The 17,340-nt window shown below is 57.0% G+C and carries 11 protein-coding genes; all 11 read right to left on the reverse strand.

Translation table 11 applies throughout. The annotated features are described in order from the left end of the window. The coding region (locus ACXWTF_RS12510) for a conjugal transfer protein TraG N-terminal domain-containing protein (protein WP_461715320.1) at positions 1–8,307 on the reverse strand (8,307 nt) is incomplete at its 3' end. After that, complete coding sequence (locus ACXWTF_RS12515) at positions 8,307–8,636, reverse strand: hypothetical protein (protein WP_461715321.1); 330 nt, start codon at positions 8,634–8,636, stop codon at positions 8,307–8,309. The genes ACXWTF_RS12515 and ACXWTF_RS12510, both read right to left, overlap by 1 nt. 29 nt (positions 8,637–8,665) lie before the next feature. Beyond that, on the reverse strand, positions 8,666–9,484 hold the full coding sequence (locus ACXWTF_RS12520; RefSeq protein WP_461715322.1) for a hypothetical protein: 819 nt from the start codon (positions 9,482–9,484) through the stop codon (positions 8,666–8,668). Next, positions 9,481–11,304, reverse strand: coding sequence for a type IV secretory system conjugative DNA transfer family protein (locus tag ACXWTF_RS12525; protein WP_461715323.1), 1,824 nt, complete (start codon positions 11,302–11,304; stop codon positions 9,481–9,483). The genes ACXWTF_RS12520 and ACXWTF_RS12525 overlap by 4 nt, the downstream gene beginning before the upstream one ends. A gap of 11 nt (positions 11,305–11,315) precedes the next feature. Next, the gene (locus ACXWTF_RS12530) at positions 11,316–11,816 is read right to left on the reverse strand and encodes a hypothetical protein (RefSeq protein WP_461715324.1); all 501 of its coding nucleotides are present in this window, start codon (positions 11,814–11,816) and stop codon (positions 11,316–11,318) included. Between the two features lie 128 nt (positions 11,817–11,944). Next, positions 11,945–13,741, reverse strand: coding sequence for a conjugal transfer protein TraH (locus ACXWTF_RS12535; protein ID WP_461715325.1), 1,797 nt, complete (start codon positions 13,739–13,741; stop codon positions 11,945–11,947). Next, the gene (locus tag ACXWTF_RS12540; RefSeq protein WP_461715326.1) at positions 13,738–14,481 is read right to left on the reverse strand and encodes a hypothetical protein; all 744 of its coding nucleotides are present in this window, start codon (positions 14,479–14,481) and stop codon (positions 13,738–13,740) included. The genes ACXWTF_RS12535 and ACXWTF_RS12540 overlap by 4 nt, the downstream gene beginning before the upstream one ends. Next, positions 14,481–15,500: a hypothetical protein gene (locus ACXWTF_RS12545; protein WP_461715327.1), complete on the reverse strand. Its 1,020-nt coding sequence runs from the start codon at positions 15,498–15,500 to the stop codon at positions 14,481–14,483. The genes ACXWTF_RS12540 and ACXWTF_RS12545 overlap by 1 nt, the downstream gene beginning before the upstream one ends. Positions 15,501–15,505: 5 nt before the next feature. Then, complete coding sequence (locus ACXWTF_RS12550) at positions 15,506–16,102, reverse strand: hypothetical protein (protein WP_461715328.1); 597 nt, start codon at positions 16,100–16,102, stop codon at positions 15,506–15,508. Next, positions 16,102–16,668, reverse strand: coding sequence for a hypothetical protein (locus ACXWTF_RS12555; protein ID WP_461715329.1), 567 nt, complete (start codon positions 16,666–16,668; stop codon positions 16,102–16,104). The genes ACXWTF_RS12550 and ACXWTF_RS12555 overlap by 1 nt, the downstream gene beginning before the upstream one ends. Continuing rightward, positions 16,661–17,320 carry a hypothetical protein gene (locus ACXWTF_RS12560; protein WP_461715330.1) on the reverse strand — a complete coding sequence of 220 codons (660 nt, stop codon included), beginning with the start codon at positions 17,318–17,320 and terminating at the stop codon, positions 16,661–16,663. The genes ACXWTF_RS12555 and ACXWTF_RS12560 overlap by 8 nt, the downstream gene beginning before the upstream one ends. Positions 17,321–17,340: the final 20 nt, after the last annotated feature.

A 17,340-nucleotide genomic window follows, 5' to 3' on the forward strand; every position in this document is an offset into this window, starting at 1 on the left:
GTCAAGCGGCATGGAGACGACTTGTTCCTTCGACACCCCCGCATCGAGGAGCATTTGCGCCGTGACGGGTGTGCGGTTTGTGGCCGCCAGCCGCACTTCCGCCGCTGCCGCCTGCTGCTCCGGCGTCGGTGCGGGGACCGAATCGACCGCAAGGATCAATGCGCCCTCGCCGACCCGCTGAGAAGGTACGGTCTGCAGGTTGTGCCCCTTTTGCTGGTACTCCGCATCCAGCGCTGCCGACAGAGATGTAATGCTCGGCTGCACAGGCGCGGAAGGCTGCGTCAGTGCGCCCGTTGCGGCGGTTGTCGGCACTTCCATTCTTGGTGCTTCCGTCCGGGCCTGCGGCGCGCCCAGTGTCGATTCTGAGGCCTCCGGCGCGTTGTGCTCTTCAGGACGAACGTTAGCAGTCGGTGCAGTTGTACGATCTGACTCAGTAACGTCCCCGCTGTTGTCTGTACTCGCACCTTGGTCGATGGTAGTATCTTTAATGATGCGTTCTTGAATACGCTTCGCCTCCTGCGCCGCCGCACCCTTGACCGTGGAACCAAGCATCGTAGTATCAACTACGCCGTCGGCATCGGTCGGTATAGCCGTGATCGTTCTTTGCGGAACGCCTGCTGCGGTGAGCATCTGCGTGGTAACTGGCTGCTGTTCCGCCACGGCTGTCCTGACATGCTGTGCTGCCGCCTGCTGTTCCGTTGTCGGTGTCGCAACAGCGTCAACCATGCGCACTAAAGCATCCTTCCCGACCTTGTGTGACGGCTGTAATTGCAACGCATCCGAACGCTGCTGATACTGTGCCGCTTGTTCCGGAGTGACACCGCTGCCTGCGCTTCCTTCCGTTTGCGCTTCCGGTGCCTGCTTGCCTTGAGGAGACGGCGCGGAGGACGGTGCCCCTGCAGGGGTCGTGCCCTGGTCAAGGCCTAAGCCACTGACAAAGTCATGATCCGTCGACCAGAACTCGGATTTACGGTGCTTGTTGTAGCTCTCTTTGAAGTCGCCGCCTCCGAGGGTGTCGATCGTTGCATCCACAAGGTTTGCCCCGGTGTTTGTAAGGAACGCGAGGCCGTTGACGGCTTCGCTCCCCATACCCGCAGCGAGCGTAGCGAAGGCTTTCCCGTAATTGCCCTGCTCAACGTGCGATCCTGCTGCTTTCCATCCGCCTTCACCAACGAACAGACCGCCGACCGAAGCAGCCACAGATTTATCTCCGTTCTGGCTTCCGAGGAAGCGGCCGTGCATTGCCTGTCTCCCGACGCCTTTAACGGCCTCAACGGCAGGCTCATAGTTGCCTGTCAACAGCATATCGGTCGCCACTGCGGAAAGTGCGATCGCACCGCCTGCCGCTACGACATGACCGGCGCGCGGGCGGCCCGGGGTGTGATGCTTCTGCGTCTTGGGAACGTCGTCGACCTGCTGCGGTTTGGCGTCCGGTTCGGGCTGACGGTCAAAGCCTTCTGTTTGTTGCGGCTCCTGCATCGGTGCCGTCTCTGGCGCCGGCGCCGTATTTGGTGACGGTGCCGCGTTTGGTGACGGTGCCGCTTCCGGACGGATTGTTGCTTTCGGCTCTTCGCCTTTGCCTTCGACTCTGCCAGCGTCAAGAACAGTCCCGGACTTCGGCAGGTCACGCACTGGCTTTTGCCCGAAAGTGTTCTGCTTTTCTTTAACATACTGAACCGCATCGGCATGGGCGTTCGCTTTTGCCGTATCCGCCGTCACCCGTGCCGTTTCATATTCACCCTGCAGGGTGCCAACCCTGACTTCTTTGGCGATTGTTCCGGTCGATTCAAGGTCTACTGTACCGTCAGGCCCATCCACAATGAACTTGCTTGCAATGCTCCTTTCGTCATACACCGCCCCTTTGAGCTCGTCCATACCGATGGCGCCGGTTTTGGCAAAATTCTGTTTCGCGGTTTCGAGTGCCTGGATGCGGCCCGTATCCGGGTTCGGCTTGGCCTGTTCCGTTTTAATCTCATTGTCGAGGAGACTGTTCACTTGTTCCGCACCGACCGCTTTAGGATCCGCATTGCTTGTATTCACCATCTCACGATAGATGGCATTCGCCCTCTTCTCCTCCGGCAGTGCGAACGGCTCGTTTGCTTTTGCACTGTCAAGGTCGGCCTTAGCTTCAACGAACTGCTCTTCGATCTTGGCCATGCCGGCAGCCTTAACCTCTTCGCCCGTGGCGGCATAATCAATCTTGCCGTATTTTCCGCCGCCGGTGACGACCCTGTTCTTAGCGAGGTCTGCATCGGTAAAGCCTGCGGAATGAAGCGTGTCGCGGGTGAGTTTGTTCTCTTTGAAGTCGCTTTCCACTTGGGCGAGCACCCGGCTCTCCTCTGTTCCGCGCGGCGTCTCTGCACGCTTGGCCTCCAGCATCTTGGCAACGGTACGCCGCCCGATATCGCTTGGCTTCATCGTCATGAATTGCTCACGCCCTGTCTGGATCTCCTCGAACTTCATCGAGGCCTCCGCTACCGACAAGGCAGGTCTGGCAGGCTTACTGACCTTCTCACCCTCTGCTGCAGGCGTCGTCGTTGTTTCACCGACCTTCTCACCCTCTGCCACCGGCGTCGTGGTTGACTCCGCAGGCTTGACGGCTTCCGGCGCCTCCATACCGATTGCTTCATATTCAGCTGCGGAAAGCTGGCCGCCCTTGGCAAGTTTCACTTTGAGGCCCGCGGCGGTCCTGGTGTCAAGTACACCCTTGCTCTGCGCTGTATTGATCGCAACTTCTGCTTTCGTGCGCTGGACCTCCTGCGGCGTCGCCGTACCGTCGAGGACGCGGGCTTCACGTTCAAGCCGGTTCGCCGTCGCGTTCGCCCTTCCTTCATTGGTGGCCTCGAAGTCCACAACGTTGCCATACTCGCCGGACATGGCGAATGTGGAGGGGTTGATATCGAGCACTTTCAGGTCGTTCTTCGTGATAGGCTTGTCGTTGGCAAGCTTGCTCAGTACCTCCTTGGCCTTCGTGGTCTTGGCCGGATCCTCTGCGCTCTCTACTGTAGCAGCCGCTTTATAGGCGACTTCCTGTTGCGCAACTTCCGGTGGAGTCTGGCGCACGGTCTGTGCAGCGGTACGCTTCTCTTGCGCTCCTGCAGTATCCGGTTCGTCCGGAACATCGGCGATAGGCTCGAGCCCTTTTTGAGCAGTTTCAAGGTGCTGTCTTTCGGCTTTGAGCGTATCAAGCTGCTTGGTGCGCTCCGTATCACCCGTCCGTGCGGTATCCACGTAGTCCCCGCTAACCTTCACGCCGCGCTCGTCGAAGTCAGCCTGGCTGATGCCCGCTTCCTGCATAAGGTCGCCATCAGTCTGCACCGGCTTGTCGCCCGCGGCTGCCTCTTCAAGTTTTCTGGCGACCAGGTTGAGTGCCGCTTTTTTACCCGCAGGAGCATCGGAGGACAACGCCATCGTTCTGAAGTCGCCGGCCGCGCTTTTAAGTACCTGCGGAGCAAGGTCTCTGGCAGGCATGTCTTGCAGTTGTGATATGCTTGCATTAACATTTTGCAGTTTTTTATCATTTTCGGCAGCCGAAAATTTGACTGTCTGCTCATGTTGTGTTAAATTATCATTAAAACTTTCAGAAGGAGGTGTACCATGTTTGACGTTCTCGTATGGGCTTTGGCCTGGGGTGCCGCCATGTTCGTTGCCTTGATGGCCGTCGCTGGAGCCGCCGGTTTTGTCGTTGGGCTGTTTGACATCGTCCGTAGAAGACGTAAAGCCAAGTCTGTCTGAGACCGCATTCACTGCGTATCGAATACCCGTAAACCCCTTCACGCCGCTCTCAAATATAACACCGCCTTTAGGTCGCCCAAGTTTAGGCTTCAGGGCTTTGGTGTTCCCTTCGTAGTCAACACGTTTCCCCTCCGAATCCTCGGTAAAGAAGCCTTTGTCATCTTTCTTGACTTCATTACCGTCCACATCTCTGTAAAGGTCATTACCGTCTGCATCTTTCTTGTGAATACGAGCCTTGCCATCTTTGATATTTTTGGCAATCGACCCGAACTCCGCAAGCGTCAATACCCCGCCGCCAGCTATAACGCCTGTAGCCCAAGATTTTGAGGATTCATCATCCATGCCCCATGATTTAAAAAGCTGTTGCAGCGGTCCAACGCCTTGTGAGGCGGCTCGCGCCACATCGTCTTTGACATCCATATACCGTTTCGTCAATGCTGTATCAGCCGCTTCCTTCTTCGTATCGAAGACAGCACCGTCAGTGTGTTCGTCGATTTTCGTACCTTCCGTTACAACGGTCCCGTTATTATTCTTCGCATTCACCTGATCTTTCGCAAGCTGGAAGTCATAGCCTCCGAAGATGGCCCCGCCGAGCTTGTCGGTCATTCGGTTACCCTCGGCCCAGCCGAGCGCCATCGCCATTTTCTCACCCCTTGCCGCCTTGACGGATTCGGGCTTGACGTTGTTTTTCTCGTCGAACTCCGGCATCGCTTCCAGCGCTCCGGCTTCAACCATGTCCTGCGCGACGCGCTTACGGTCTTCCGGCATTGCTCGTGTGATACCGGAAGTCATCGCCTTGTTCATGGCATCCTGATCTTGCAGCAATTCACTTCGACGCAGCTGCTCGGAGAATTTGCCCGCATCTGCACGGTCGAAGGCCGCTACGGCATCTTCCGTCAGCGCACCGCGCTCGTCGATGATTCCGCTACGCTGCTTCACGTCTACGCTTCTGAGGTCTTCGGAAGTTTTGCCCGCGCTCATCTGACGCGCCAGCGTTGCTCCTGCAGCGGTGATCCCCGCGGCGATCAAGTCCTTGGCGTTCTTCGCACCATCGGTGATCGCTTTGGAGAATTCTTTGGCAGCGCCGTCGTCCATTCCGGCCTTCTTCGCCATCTGCTCGATCTGCCCCTGGTTCGCTCCCTGCTGCGAGGCGGCCTTCATCGCCGCTTCGGACACGTCTGTCGCTACGGCTTTGTCAATGCCGCCCTGCGTGGCGATTTTCGCCGCCGTCGTCTGCTGGCGTTGCATTTCGGAATATGCGGCGTTCATGGCGTACATGGCCGGGTACTGGGCCATGTTCTTGTCAATACCGACAGCCTGACCGAACATCGAATCGAGCTTGCTGCCCTCGATAGAGGAGACGACGTCGGAAAAGCGCTTGGCGACCTTTTCCCTGGCACCGGTCTTGCCGAACAGTTCCACGGCATCGTTTGCAAGGGCATCTGATTCCTGCATGAGTGTGGCTGCTTTCTCCCTGCGAGAACGCGCGGCCTCCGTGTTTCCTTTGGCCTGCAGCTCGTCGGCTTCTTTGAGTAGATCCTGCGCCTGCAGATACTTGTTGCCCGCTTCGACGGACTTGTCTTCCATCTCCTTCTGCTCTGCGGTGGTCAAGCCTTTGACGAAATCCATTTCCTTGGCGTCGTGAAGCTTGTCGCCATAGTTCTCCCGGATCTTGCCGCCGTGGATCTGCGAGGAGGTCTCTTTCTCGATCGCATTGGCTTCCGCGTTCTTGACGTACTCTTCATCGCTGATGCGCTCGCCGCCCTTCTCGACCTCAGCCGCCGCTTCGGTATTTTTCTGCCCGGCAACGGTCTGGCGATATGTACCCTTCGCCATATTGTCGTTAAGCTCGAGGCCGTCGATGTAACCGCGCTCGTCATGGCTGACATGCATTGACTTGGCCGCGGCCTCACCCTTGACGCCATCCAGGATATAGGACATTGCCCCGCTTTTTTGCAGGTTCGCCATATACTGCTCTTCGCTGATCGGGTTCCCGTCACTGTCTTGAGGGGTTGCCTTGCCGACGCCGATCGTCTTGTTGAGTGAGGAGCGCGCCTGACGCTCCGTGCCTTTGAGAAGCCCCTCGAACTCAGTGTTGGACACTTCGCCTTCCGCTGCGATCGCATTGATCGTGTTGTTGACCCCCTCAAGGTGCTGCGCCAGGGCGTCGCGTTCGGCCTTGAGGTTTTGCCATCGCTTCCCTCTGCCCTTGCCGTGCCCGGCCGCGCCGGATTCCTCGGCCTTCATCTCCTCTTCTTTCTTGTTGATATCGCCGGCCAGGTCCTGCGCGTGGGCAGTGAGCGTGTCGATATCGTCGGACGTGAGTTTTTTCTTCAAGAAGCCGTTTGCATCAGTAAACTGGGATTTGAGGGCCGCCTGTGCCTCGCCGACGCTTCTGACACCCTGCGACACACCTTGCGCACGGAACGCCTCGTCGCTGCCGAGATCCCCCGCGGTCATTGCGGCGTGGGCATCGGACACCGCCGCGTAGGACTTACCTTCAGCGAATTTTTCTTCGCCGTCTTCTACCCGGTTTATTTCCTTGCCTTTTTTGACCGAAGAACGCACTTCCGAACGGGCATCGACTGTCGATGATTCCAACAGGTTCCCAAAGTTCTGGCTTCCGACGTCAATCCCGCCGTTGTTGTCCATCATGCCTTGGTGCTTGGCCTCGGTAGCGACACCGTAATCGGCAGCCGCCCCGCGGCCCCCTTCGACCTTCCCGGCCGCGCCCGCGATCTCCAGGACGGAGAGTTCGCCGCCGGCGACGACCATTTCCTGCATGGCCTCCCCGTAGCCAACCTGTGATTGCATGGATTTTTCAGCTTTGGCGACTGCACTGGTGTTGAGCGCATCGTAACCGCCCTCGCTATGCATGGCGCGCGATGCCGAGTTATTAACTGCTGCGGCATCCATGCCCTGCTGAATGTCCCGCCAGACGCGCATCTCCTCACCTTTGGCATAGGATATACCCAATGCATCGAGGGCCCTGCCTGCGCGGATCGCCTCCGCCGCCGCATCGGACTCGTCCAGCTCCGATCGCCGATCGACTGCGGCACGCTTGTAAGCCTCTTCCGCACCGTCGAGGCCGCCGCTTTGGTAGGCGCCGCGGATCCCCATTGCGATCTGCGAAGCCGCGAAAGTCTCACCCTTGAATACCAGGGCCGGGACAAGCAGAATTGACGCCACCCCGATAATACCCGCCACCCCGGACATTTCCGCCATATAGCTTGCGTAGTATGAAATATTCGACGCCGTGAGCGGGTTGGTGCCCATTGCGACCACGAGCTTCGTCGCACCCGAAAGCGCGTAGTAATTCATGACGTTGTGCACCAGTGCCAGTGCGACGTTGATAAAGTCAAACGCGACGAGTCCGAAGGCGTAGTTCATGACAATTTTAGCGCCGCGCATCGTACCGACAAGTGACGCCACGACCGCCATAGGCAGATAGGAGATAATGATGATAAGCAGAAGGATATGCATCGCCTTTGGCACCATATCCTTCACCCACGCATACTGCCCCGCACCCTCGGCCATCATATTGTTTTTCGAGTTCGCCATAGAGACGGCGTTCGCCGTGTCAAACCCGGAGACGCCCGTCGTGGTTGCGTCGATCGCATCGGGGATGATTTTGCGCGCAACCGCCATATTCACCAACGCCTGCTTGGTATTGGCGATCAGACTGGCGTCGCCGTACAGCCGGGTCAGCTCCGGATCCATGCCGGTGATATCAAATTCGGATTTCACCCTTTTGAGCTTTGTCTCGAGTGCAGCCCCGACATTGTCATAGGCGTCCACGACAAAGTTATTGAAATAGTCGCCGCACGTATAGTCCGCGTCGTAGCGTTCTGCTTCAATCCCGATATCTGCGGGCGTCACCGCCTCAATAGACGTAGCAGGGTTCATCACCTTATACATGCCATCGCCTATCTGGATGGACTTCTCAATGATGCAGGTACGGTAGTAATTGCTCAGGCGGGTGTAGTATTTTGAACTGTTCGCATCATTGACGAGGTGGGTGGAAACCTCCATCATCCTCGAAAGGATATTGAACTGTTCCATGAAGCCGACAGCAGAGAACGTGAGCTCGCTGCCCGAGATTGGTGCGGTCGCCTGGTCGATCGGATTGATAAAAACGTCCGTAAAAGAGCTGGCGGCGCCCGTGGCGAGAGCAAGAACGTAAGGGACGTTGTCAACATCATCGTATGCGACGTAGCCGGATCCCGGAGCCGCGTTAACCATGACACGCTTATCGACAATATGCACATGGGCCGAAGGCCCGAGCAGCAGCGTCATAACCCCGATGATCCATGCAATGTCCTTCCCGACAGCGTTGAGGTCATGTGCGACGAGGCTACGCGCCGCGTAGAGAGCGCCCACGACCCCCGCGAGGATCTTCACGACGTTCATCAGGTCCGCGTCGTTCACCATCATGGCAACGGCATTGAACGCCTGGGATACTGCCTGGACGTCACCGTAAACATAGACGCCGAAAACGCCTCCGGCTATATCAACGCCGGCCGCCGACGCAGTGGTTGACAATGCAAAAAGAAAAAGGAGTAAACGTCGCATCATTCATCCTCGCTTTTAAAACGTTTGAGGATCCGTGGCAGCCCGAAGAATCCGAAAGCAAAATACCCGAGCGTAAAAAGGAAGGGCCCTGTCCCGTGCATCGGGGTCATAAGAAGCGTAAATGCGCCTACCGTATAGAGGCCGAGGATAATGAGGCCCGTCTGATTGTTGGAACGCAGTACCCCGATCGGATCGCTGAGAAGCGTCCGCAGGTCGCGCATCCCCTGTTCACGCTCCTCTCTCAATCGGGCTTTATTCGCGGCCTTTTCAGCGGCCTTCAGGGCCTTTTTCTCTGCACGAGATAGTCTTTGCTTTTTGTCGGTCTCCACTTTGTCTCCTTTGGCCGCAGTGTAGCGTCTTAGCGCTCTTTGGTGTTAGCTCGAACGATGAACACACGCCCCATTTCGCCCGCTTTGAGAAGTTCGTTTTCAAGCGCAACAGCGTAGACGTTCTCCGCGGCGAACATTTCCTCATACAGCCGGAGCGTCTCCTGGAGATTGTTTTTCAAAATATACTCGTCAACCCTGTAGCGCGACCCAATGAAGGCACGGTTGAGCCGGTGCGAGATATCACCGTCCTTGTCGAAGAGTTGTGAATACTGGGTGCGCTTGTAGCCACTGGGGAGCTTGTCGTTGTAGATGGCGCGGATCAGCAGCGTAATAACCTTCTCGTGCGCGGTTTGCTCGAATGTCTCCGCTTTTTGCTCGTCGATCTGGTAGTCGATGAAGTTGAAATAGTTCTCTACCTTGTTCCCGTCGGCCATCTTGCCCTTTGCGTCCGGGGCGGCGACATGGAAGGTGAGCATAATCGGGTACTTGTTGTAGCCCCAAACGACCAGCTCAAAGTGACCGACCTGCTTTGGCAGGATCGTCAGCGACCTCGTGCCCTGCTTGATGTTGACGGGCTTCGGTTCCGACGGCGGGGTGGCGGCGGTCTTGCCGCTCTTTTTGTTCGTTACGGCGTCCTTTGCCTTCTGGAGCGTTGTCTGCTCCTTGACCTTGCGCTTGCCGATGAAGCCGCCGAGCACAGTTTTCTTGATATCGAACGGGAATTCGAGGACGGTGAACGCCCCGTTTTCAAGATAGATATCCTGCTTGTTGTGGATCGGCATGTCGAGCGCCGACGCGGAAACTGCCATGACGGCCGCTGCCAAAATACCTGTAATCACCTTTTTCATACTACCCCCTCTCCTTCTTTAATGTTTTCCATTTTTTCAAGATAATCATTGTCGCCGAACACCATACGCGGGAACGTTTTGCCGTAGTGGGCAAAGTCCACGAGGTACACCGAACTGCGATACTTCATCAGACCCCTGCCGACCGGGATGCGTGCCACGTCCGAAGGGTCGATTGCGTACGCCTGCTCACTCGAAATGATGCTTTTGCCTTCGACACCGTTGTGCGAGGCGACGGTGGACGAGCGCATCTCCTTGACCGTACCGATCTCCCTGGAGACACGCTCGCGGCTCTCCTCGTCGTTCATGCGCATCCGGACGGTCGTATTGATATTGTCCGAAACGATTTTCGCCTTGGTCTCCCCGAGCCTGTCGATCCAGTCCTGGTGCGACTGGGTATAGACGAACATGGTCGCCCCGAGCGCACGCGCCTTGTTGAACACGTCCTCGATGCCCGGGTAGGCGACCGACCCCGCTTCGTCGATCATCAGCGCGAGACGGCGGGGCAGCTTGCGGTCGGTTGCACCGATGTTCCCGAGGAACACCGACACCTGCCGCAGAATGATTTTGACCATCATATCGCTGACGGTGCCGAACTTCAACGGGAACGGCTGCAGCACGAGAATCACACCCTTGTCCGCGCTGAGCAGTCGCGGAACGAGTGGGTTGATCTTGAACTTGCAGAAGAGCTTTTCCATCGGTCCTGTGGAGAGCTGCGCCAATACGGTGGAGAGTGAGACGGAAATTTTGTTGAAGAACTCCTTTTCCTGCGAGAGTACGTCTTTCAGGGCGTCCTTCGCCGCACTCTCCTTGGCCTTCACCTTGTCGCGGATATGGCGCGGCACCTCTTCGCCGAAGTTGGCGATAGTGTTGCGCACTGCCGCGTCGAGGGCGCGGAGGTTGTCGTAGATCGCATAATGCGCGAGCTCTTTGAACGTCACCATGCTGTTGGTTCTGAGGTTGACGCCCGCGCTTCCCTGGTCTATCTGCCCAGGATCGTTCATCGCGTCGACGGCATCGGGGACGCCGATCATGTTCTCACGGTCTACCTTCGTGTTGAGGCTGTTGGTTTTACGGTACATTTCGTACCTCATCATCTCCTCTTTTTCCGCCTGCTTCGTCAGGCTGCCGTCGGGATCCGCTACCGCCTCGAGGTATTCAAGCCCCAACAGCGTCGCAAGGACGGTCTTGTAAACGACGTTTTTAAAGAACATCCCTTTCTCATCATTGGAATCACCACCGACGAGGTTCGCCACGAGCGACGCGCGCTCTTCGTTGGTCATGCCATAAAGGGGGTTCATAAAGAAGTCCAAATCCGGGTAGGCCGGGGACATATAGTTGAAGTCAGGAAGCCTTCCGAACTCTTTGGCAAAGGAAGCGACGGCGTTGACGATCTCCTGGCCATGCCCCCCTTTGGGATCCGTGATGATCAAATTCCAACCCTTCATAATGATCTGCTTTGCGTGCAGAAGCATTAGAATGGTTTTGCCGACACCGGACGCGCCGGTGACGCCGACATGGTTTTCGATCGCCTCCCAATCCCAATAGATGGGGACCACTTTGTTGTCTGACGGGTCAAGCATGTTGATGCCCAGTCCGTTGTAAAGCCCTTTTTCGACGTCGATGTAGGGCCCTTCCAAAGTGGCAAGGTGCGTCAAGAGCTTACCGACACGGGATTTGGCGAGGTCTACCTCCTCCTTGCTCATCTTGTACTGCTCTTTTTCGAGCTGCTCAAGGATGGGGCGGAGGTAGCCGCGGTACTTGATAATCTCGCGGATCCGCTCCTCGGGGGTAAGCTCTTTGCGCTTCGCTTTCTTTGCCATTGAACTACGCCTTATTTTGCCGGTGTCTTTTTAGCCGCAGCTGCGGCCTTGCCTGCGGCCGACTTGGGCGCAGCAGCAGCATCTTCACCCTCTTCTTCCGGGGTTTCTTTCCCTGCTTTCTTGCCGTGGCGCTGCGCTCTGCGGATCCCCTCGAACGTGCCGAAGCCCTTCCCGTTCATCTTGTCGCAGAACTCCTTGATAGGATTGACAAGTTCAGGGATGGAGTTGAGCACTTCTTCGCCCTCGGCGAAGCTCATGCGTGTTCCGCCCATGTGGCTGCGAACGCCACTGGAAATCGCATCGATCTCCTGCGCGATGAACATCAGGTTTTTCGTCTCGTTGTAGGCGCTTGCCACAACCGGCATGAACACACCTTCACGGCGCGAGAGTGCCTGCACGGCAGAGTTGAGGGCGCGAAGCTTCTTGGTCGGAAGCTTTTCGATATCACTGGTGATTGCGGCGAGCAGGTCGTCGCGCGCGTTGTTTTTCGGTGCCTGTGTTTGACCTTCCATTGGGTCTCCTTTTTTATAGTGTTTCTCTCGGCTCCAGCGGAATCGCTGTGCCCCTAAAAATGACGCTTTCGCATCATGCAGAACCCCGAAGGCGCTGCAGGATACGAAGGCGGCCGCGCCGCTTTCGTTTAGTTCCGGCGCATTTTTGCCGTATTCTCTTTGTACGCCCCCTCGATGTAGTGGATATCCGCGCGCAGACGGGTTTCGTAGCTTGAGATCGCCTGATCGGCACCGATCTTCGCCGACAATGCCGATGCCATATTTTCGCGCAACCCCTGAAGCTTGGATTGAAGGTCGCCGACCATGCCGCTGACACCCGTAACGGCATCGGCCGTTGTACTCTCGCTGAACTGGTCAACAAGGTTTGCCATCCCCTGGACGAAACGCTGCGTTATGAGATAGTTGTTGTACGCGGCGAGGATATTGACGTCCATCGCCCCGGTAGGATAGATCAGCAGCTTCTTCTCAAGCATGGTCTGACGTTTTTTCAGCGCATCCGCGGCTGCCGCGACCTCGGACGTCAACAGTACGTTCGGGTTGTTCGCGCCCGTGCCGTATGCGATATGCTCGATCTGCCCGATCACATCCTCGACGTTCGACACACCCTGCCACTTGATCGTCTCTCCTGCGTCGTCGTGCGCGCCACAGACCATGATGCGCCGCTCGAGGCGCTGCCCGTTCGGTTCGGCCGCTTCGGCCGCTGCGCTTCCCTCTGTCGGTTGGCTTGCCGGGATCTGCGTGATGTAAAGGTTGAACGACGGGATTTTGTAAGATCCGCGCGCCGTCTCGTTGCCGTCGATATAGCCATTGATAACGAAGTTTGCAAACTGCTCAAGAGGAATGACCTGTTTGAGCGGTTGAGGCACCTGCACCGATTCGGCAAGCTTCTGTTGGTCGGCCAGCTGCCCTTTGATAAATTGCGTCAATGCCGCTGGCTCCTCGGTGTTGTTGAGGTTGACGTAAGCATCCTCCGCCTTGGCGCACACTGCACCGCTTTCAACTTTCAGCGGTGCAACCGCAAAAAGTATTTTCAGGATCTCCTTGGCTTCCCCGACGAACGACGCGACGCCTACACCGCTCTCCGGCGAAGTGCCCTGGAAGAAGTCTGACGACTTGATCTTGATGAGGAAAGCATCCTTCTTCTTGTTGAACACGATGCCGCTTTTGATGATCGGGTTCGGGGTCGAGGATACCGGGGTACTCGTTTTGATCGCCGCGGCCAGGATCGTATTTCCGTCGCCGGCCGCCACGCCCGAACAGTCGTCGCCGTTGGCCGTCGTTCTGAAACACTTGACGGCATCGAGGGCGCTTTGTACGCCGCTGTCAACATACTCATACAGCGTTTTCTCGTCTTCGTTCTTGGAAGTGTTGGTAACGGCCTGCTGAGGATCTGCGTCGAACATTTTTGCAATGGCGCTGTCGGCAACCGCGGATTTCGTCTTGTTGCCAAGATTCTTGCCGATACTACACGCATCCTGCATAAGCGCCTGGATCTCCCGCGTGATCGCGTTTACCTTGGCCATAATCTCGCCGAGGATCGGCGTGGAGTAGAGCAACTGAGACATGAAGCCTCCCAAAAGGCTTAGCCCAGCCTGCTGCAACTGTTGCCCGATATCCTCGATGTTCATCAGCGACACAAAGCCGAAGTCGAAAGAGATAGCGTTACACCCCGAATTGACCGACGGCGAACGCACCTGCATCCACGGTTGGTAGTTGGCGTTGGTCTTGAAGCGGAACTCCAAAGAGCCTGCGCTGTAATAGGTCGCGCCCGTCGAGGGGTCTGTCCACTCGCCGCCCGGGGTGCCGTTGATATAGGCGTAGTCCCCAAGGTCGCTCTGCAGCTGATCGTAAAAGTCGGCGACGGAACCTGCATGCGCCGTGTTGAAAAGCAAAATTGCGGCCAGTGATAGCGTGGCAATCCTCATTGTTTCCCTCCTGCTGTGGCTAGGTTTAAGCGCATCCGGTACACTCCATATAGTTCTTTTTCAAGGTAGTCGATCACATCGCCTACGAGCGGGATGCTCGGGCGCACGGTCACAACGTGCGTGCGGTAATTGATCCGCTCTACATTGACGGCCAGTTTGCCGATACCGGACTCCGCGAGTTTCTTAGCGGTCCGGCCAATAAGCATGATGATGAGTGAACGGCTGCGCACGACCCCCTCGGCGTAGATGCCGCCCTCTTCAAAAAAGAGGCTTTCAAAATCGACATGGATCGGCACAAAGTCGTTCTCGTAGTCATAATGGGCGAGGTTCAGCTCGTCGTCGTCGACAAGGATGCGGAAATCGCCGATGCGCTGCGACTTGAAATAGGCGGAGAACACGGCTACACCCTCGCCCCTGGCAAGAAACGCCCCAAAGACGATCCCGCCGGAACGGACAATGGGCGCATAGAATTCGCTCAAACGACGGATCTTTACAAAGTGCTCCATCTCCTCCGACAACACAGGTTTAAACGCTTTCATGTCTACGTCGGAGAGGCTTTTGCGCCCGATCGCATCGGCGTTGTAAAGCAAGAACTCATCCTCGCCGAAACTCACCACCTTCTCGACATTGAAGTAACGCTCCAGTGCGCGCTCGATTACCGTCTCTATGTCATGCTTGCTCTCGAGAAAGCGGCTGACGATTTCGTTGATCTCTGAACGTTTGCTGTAAATCTCTGCCATTACCAAACACACCTTGCTGCAAATGCTACGAACTCTTTTCGCACCCACCACCCGAAGACCGTATCACCCGCGGTGGTCGCATCGTTCTTGAAAGCCGCCCACTCTGCAGGGGAGGCCCCGTTTTCGAACACGTAACCCGGGACCGGGCGGATCAGCTGCGGGACGAACTGGGTCTTGATGATCGGCCCCGCCTTCGCGCCGCACTCGACGTCGCGCCCCTCATTGAGCACGCTTGACTTGCTCTGCTTCACCATAACCCCGTAACGGGCCATTTCGTACAGCGCCGTATTCGAGATAATGAAGCTGTTGACGAGCGGTGACTCCGAAAGGTTCGCGTTCCCGAGCGACTTCACGCCATCGCATCCGATGGTATGATGCATCATGTCAATGACACGGGCCGATGCCTTGCCGACCGAGCTGTATTTACTCCCCCACGGCAACGCGCTGTACGTTGTCGTGGCGACGCAATCAAGCACTTCCGAAGCGATGCCGGGGATATTCATCAGCAGCGCGAGTTCCGGCATCACCTTGGCTTTCATGTAATCCGTCGAAGTCGGGTCCATCCATGAGAAGTAGAACGACGTCTTGGTGCCCGGGTGAAAGCAGAAGAGTCCTGTTTCCGACAGCTTCTTTGCCGCCATGCCGATAAACGGAAGCTCGAGGGCATTGACGTACTGGCTGCCCTCTTTCTCGCCATTGGTCCCCATGTATTTGAGCGCCGTCGAGCTGCCGCCGGCCGTATCCCCTAAAATGTTGGTGTCGAGGGCTTGGGTGTACCCCTTCTCGCGCACCGTCTCGGTAAAGAGGAACACGTCGGAGTGCCTGATGCGAACACCGAACAGGCCGTCCTCGACCGAGCTCGGTTTACACACTTTCAGCTCGGGAAGGATCTCGAACGACCGTACGAAATAATCGAAGGCCAGGTCCGAAAACATCGTGCTGATCCAGCCGCCCCGTGACGTGCTCGGATTCGCCATCAGCGTCGTACCGACAAGCAACAAACCGGCAATGCGTTTCATTTCTTTCATCTCCTGTTCTTCATGATTTCGCGCAGTCTGTCCACGCTGTAATAGGTCACGCGCTTCTTATCTTCAAAGAGCGTCAGTTTCGCGGGGAACGACTCGATTGCGTAACGTTCCGCAAGCGGGGATGAATAGGGGTAAAAACTCATCCCTTCGTACTCCGGCCGCCGCATGAGCACCCGGACGTCCTCGTTTGCGACGAGGAATTTGCACTCGCTTCCCATTTCCCTGATCGCCGCCGGCAGAACGTCTTTACGTGCTCCGTCGACAAAGCAGAATGACTCGGTGATCCCTTTCGGCATCGCCGGGGCGACGGCCACGTCGCCCTGATGCCAACGGATGCTTCCGAACTCGTCGTAAATGTCATAGGGGAGGACAAAGGTGTCAACCCCTTCCGTCGTGGCGTCCGCGTGGCTTGGCTTCAACGTCACGTCCACGCTGAAGGCCGCGTCGATGCCCTCTTGCACCATCTGCGAATATTCGGGCTCGTTCGCCTCGTGCTCTTTTTTGAGCATCGCAATAATGTCGGGCTCCCCGACGGGGTAAGTGGCCCCGAAGGTGCCAAGGTCTTTAGCCCCGGCGCCCGCAATCCCAATCATCAGCGCAAGTAGCGTGTTTTTAAATACCACTTCGTTGACTCCGGGCCGATACAGCTGTCAAGCCCCTGCTTCCATGAAAGTTTCGCACCACGCCGATCCTCCCTCGCGGACACCAGCATATCGCCGTAGTAAAGGTGCCCGAGGCAGAAGGAGCGGTCGTGGGCCGCCTTGGCGAACCCGAGGCCCCACTTGCGGTTCACCTCGACGTTCCGGTTGTTGTAAAACATCGCGTTCAGCTGCATCCCGATCCATGCCGGCAGAAGCCCGTCCACTTTGGTAAGTTGCGGGAACACAACGCCGGTGAGGTCCGGAATAGCAAGGTAGACCTCCTTCTTGTCGCTTTTCCGCGTGTAGGATCTTCCCGTGCTGCCTTTCGAGAGCTCTTCGATCGCCCCGGCAAAGGCGGGGTTGCTTTTGATCTTTTCGAATTCGGCACGCACCTCTTTGTCACCGACCATCTGCACAAGATCCTGCGCATACGGAGCCACCTGGCTGCTGTAGTCGATTGCCTGTGCAGCCGCAGCCGTCAAAAGCAGTGCCGAAAGAACGCGGGCGGTCTTATTCATAGAAGTCCACCCGTTTCAGCAGACGGATATTCATGTAAAGCCCGTCGCTTAGGCGGCCCCACGTGCCCCCTTCGCTCTCGAGGGTCTTTTGCACCATCACGATATCGTTCTTCCAGAGGACGCGGCGGATCTCGCCTGTTTTCGCTGACGGCACCTGCCGCGCGTTCGCCATGTAGGTCTGCACCTTATAGAAGACGCCCATGAAGGCGTAAGCCCCCTTTTTGTTCTTGTCGAACTCGAATTTGGCGATGGCGTCGTTGTCGATCCACGTCCCCCCGGTGATGCGGCTGCGCTTCTTAGCACGCTTCTCGACAAGGACCAGGCTGTGCTTGTTGTATTCACGCCCCGTGCTCAAATCCCCCGTCGCGTTCACGTACCCGTCAGTCTCCTTAATCGTGTAATAGAGACGCTCGGCATCGAAGGCGCTGATCGAATTACCCCTGATTTCGCCCTTGGGCTCGGAAGCTTCGAGCTGCTTAGGTGCTCCCAATGACCCCGCTTTCAGGGCGGCCACCTCTTTTTTGAGCTTGTCAATCTCTTCAAACAGGGCCTTGCGTTCGCTATCTGCCGCCGCGATCAGCTTGGCGTTCACAACCGTCCCCTTCTTGACAAGATCCGGGCTCGCCGGTTCCTGTGCGAACGCCGCTAACATAGGGATCACCACTCCTGCCG

The sequence above is a fragment of the Thiomicrolovo sp. ZZH C-3 genome, from assembly GCF_054862725.1.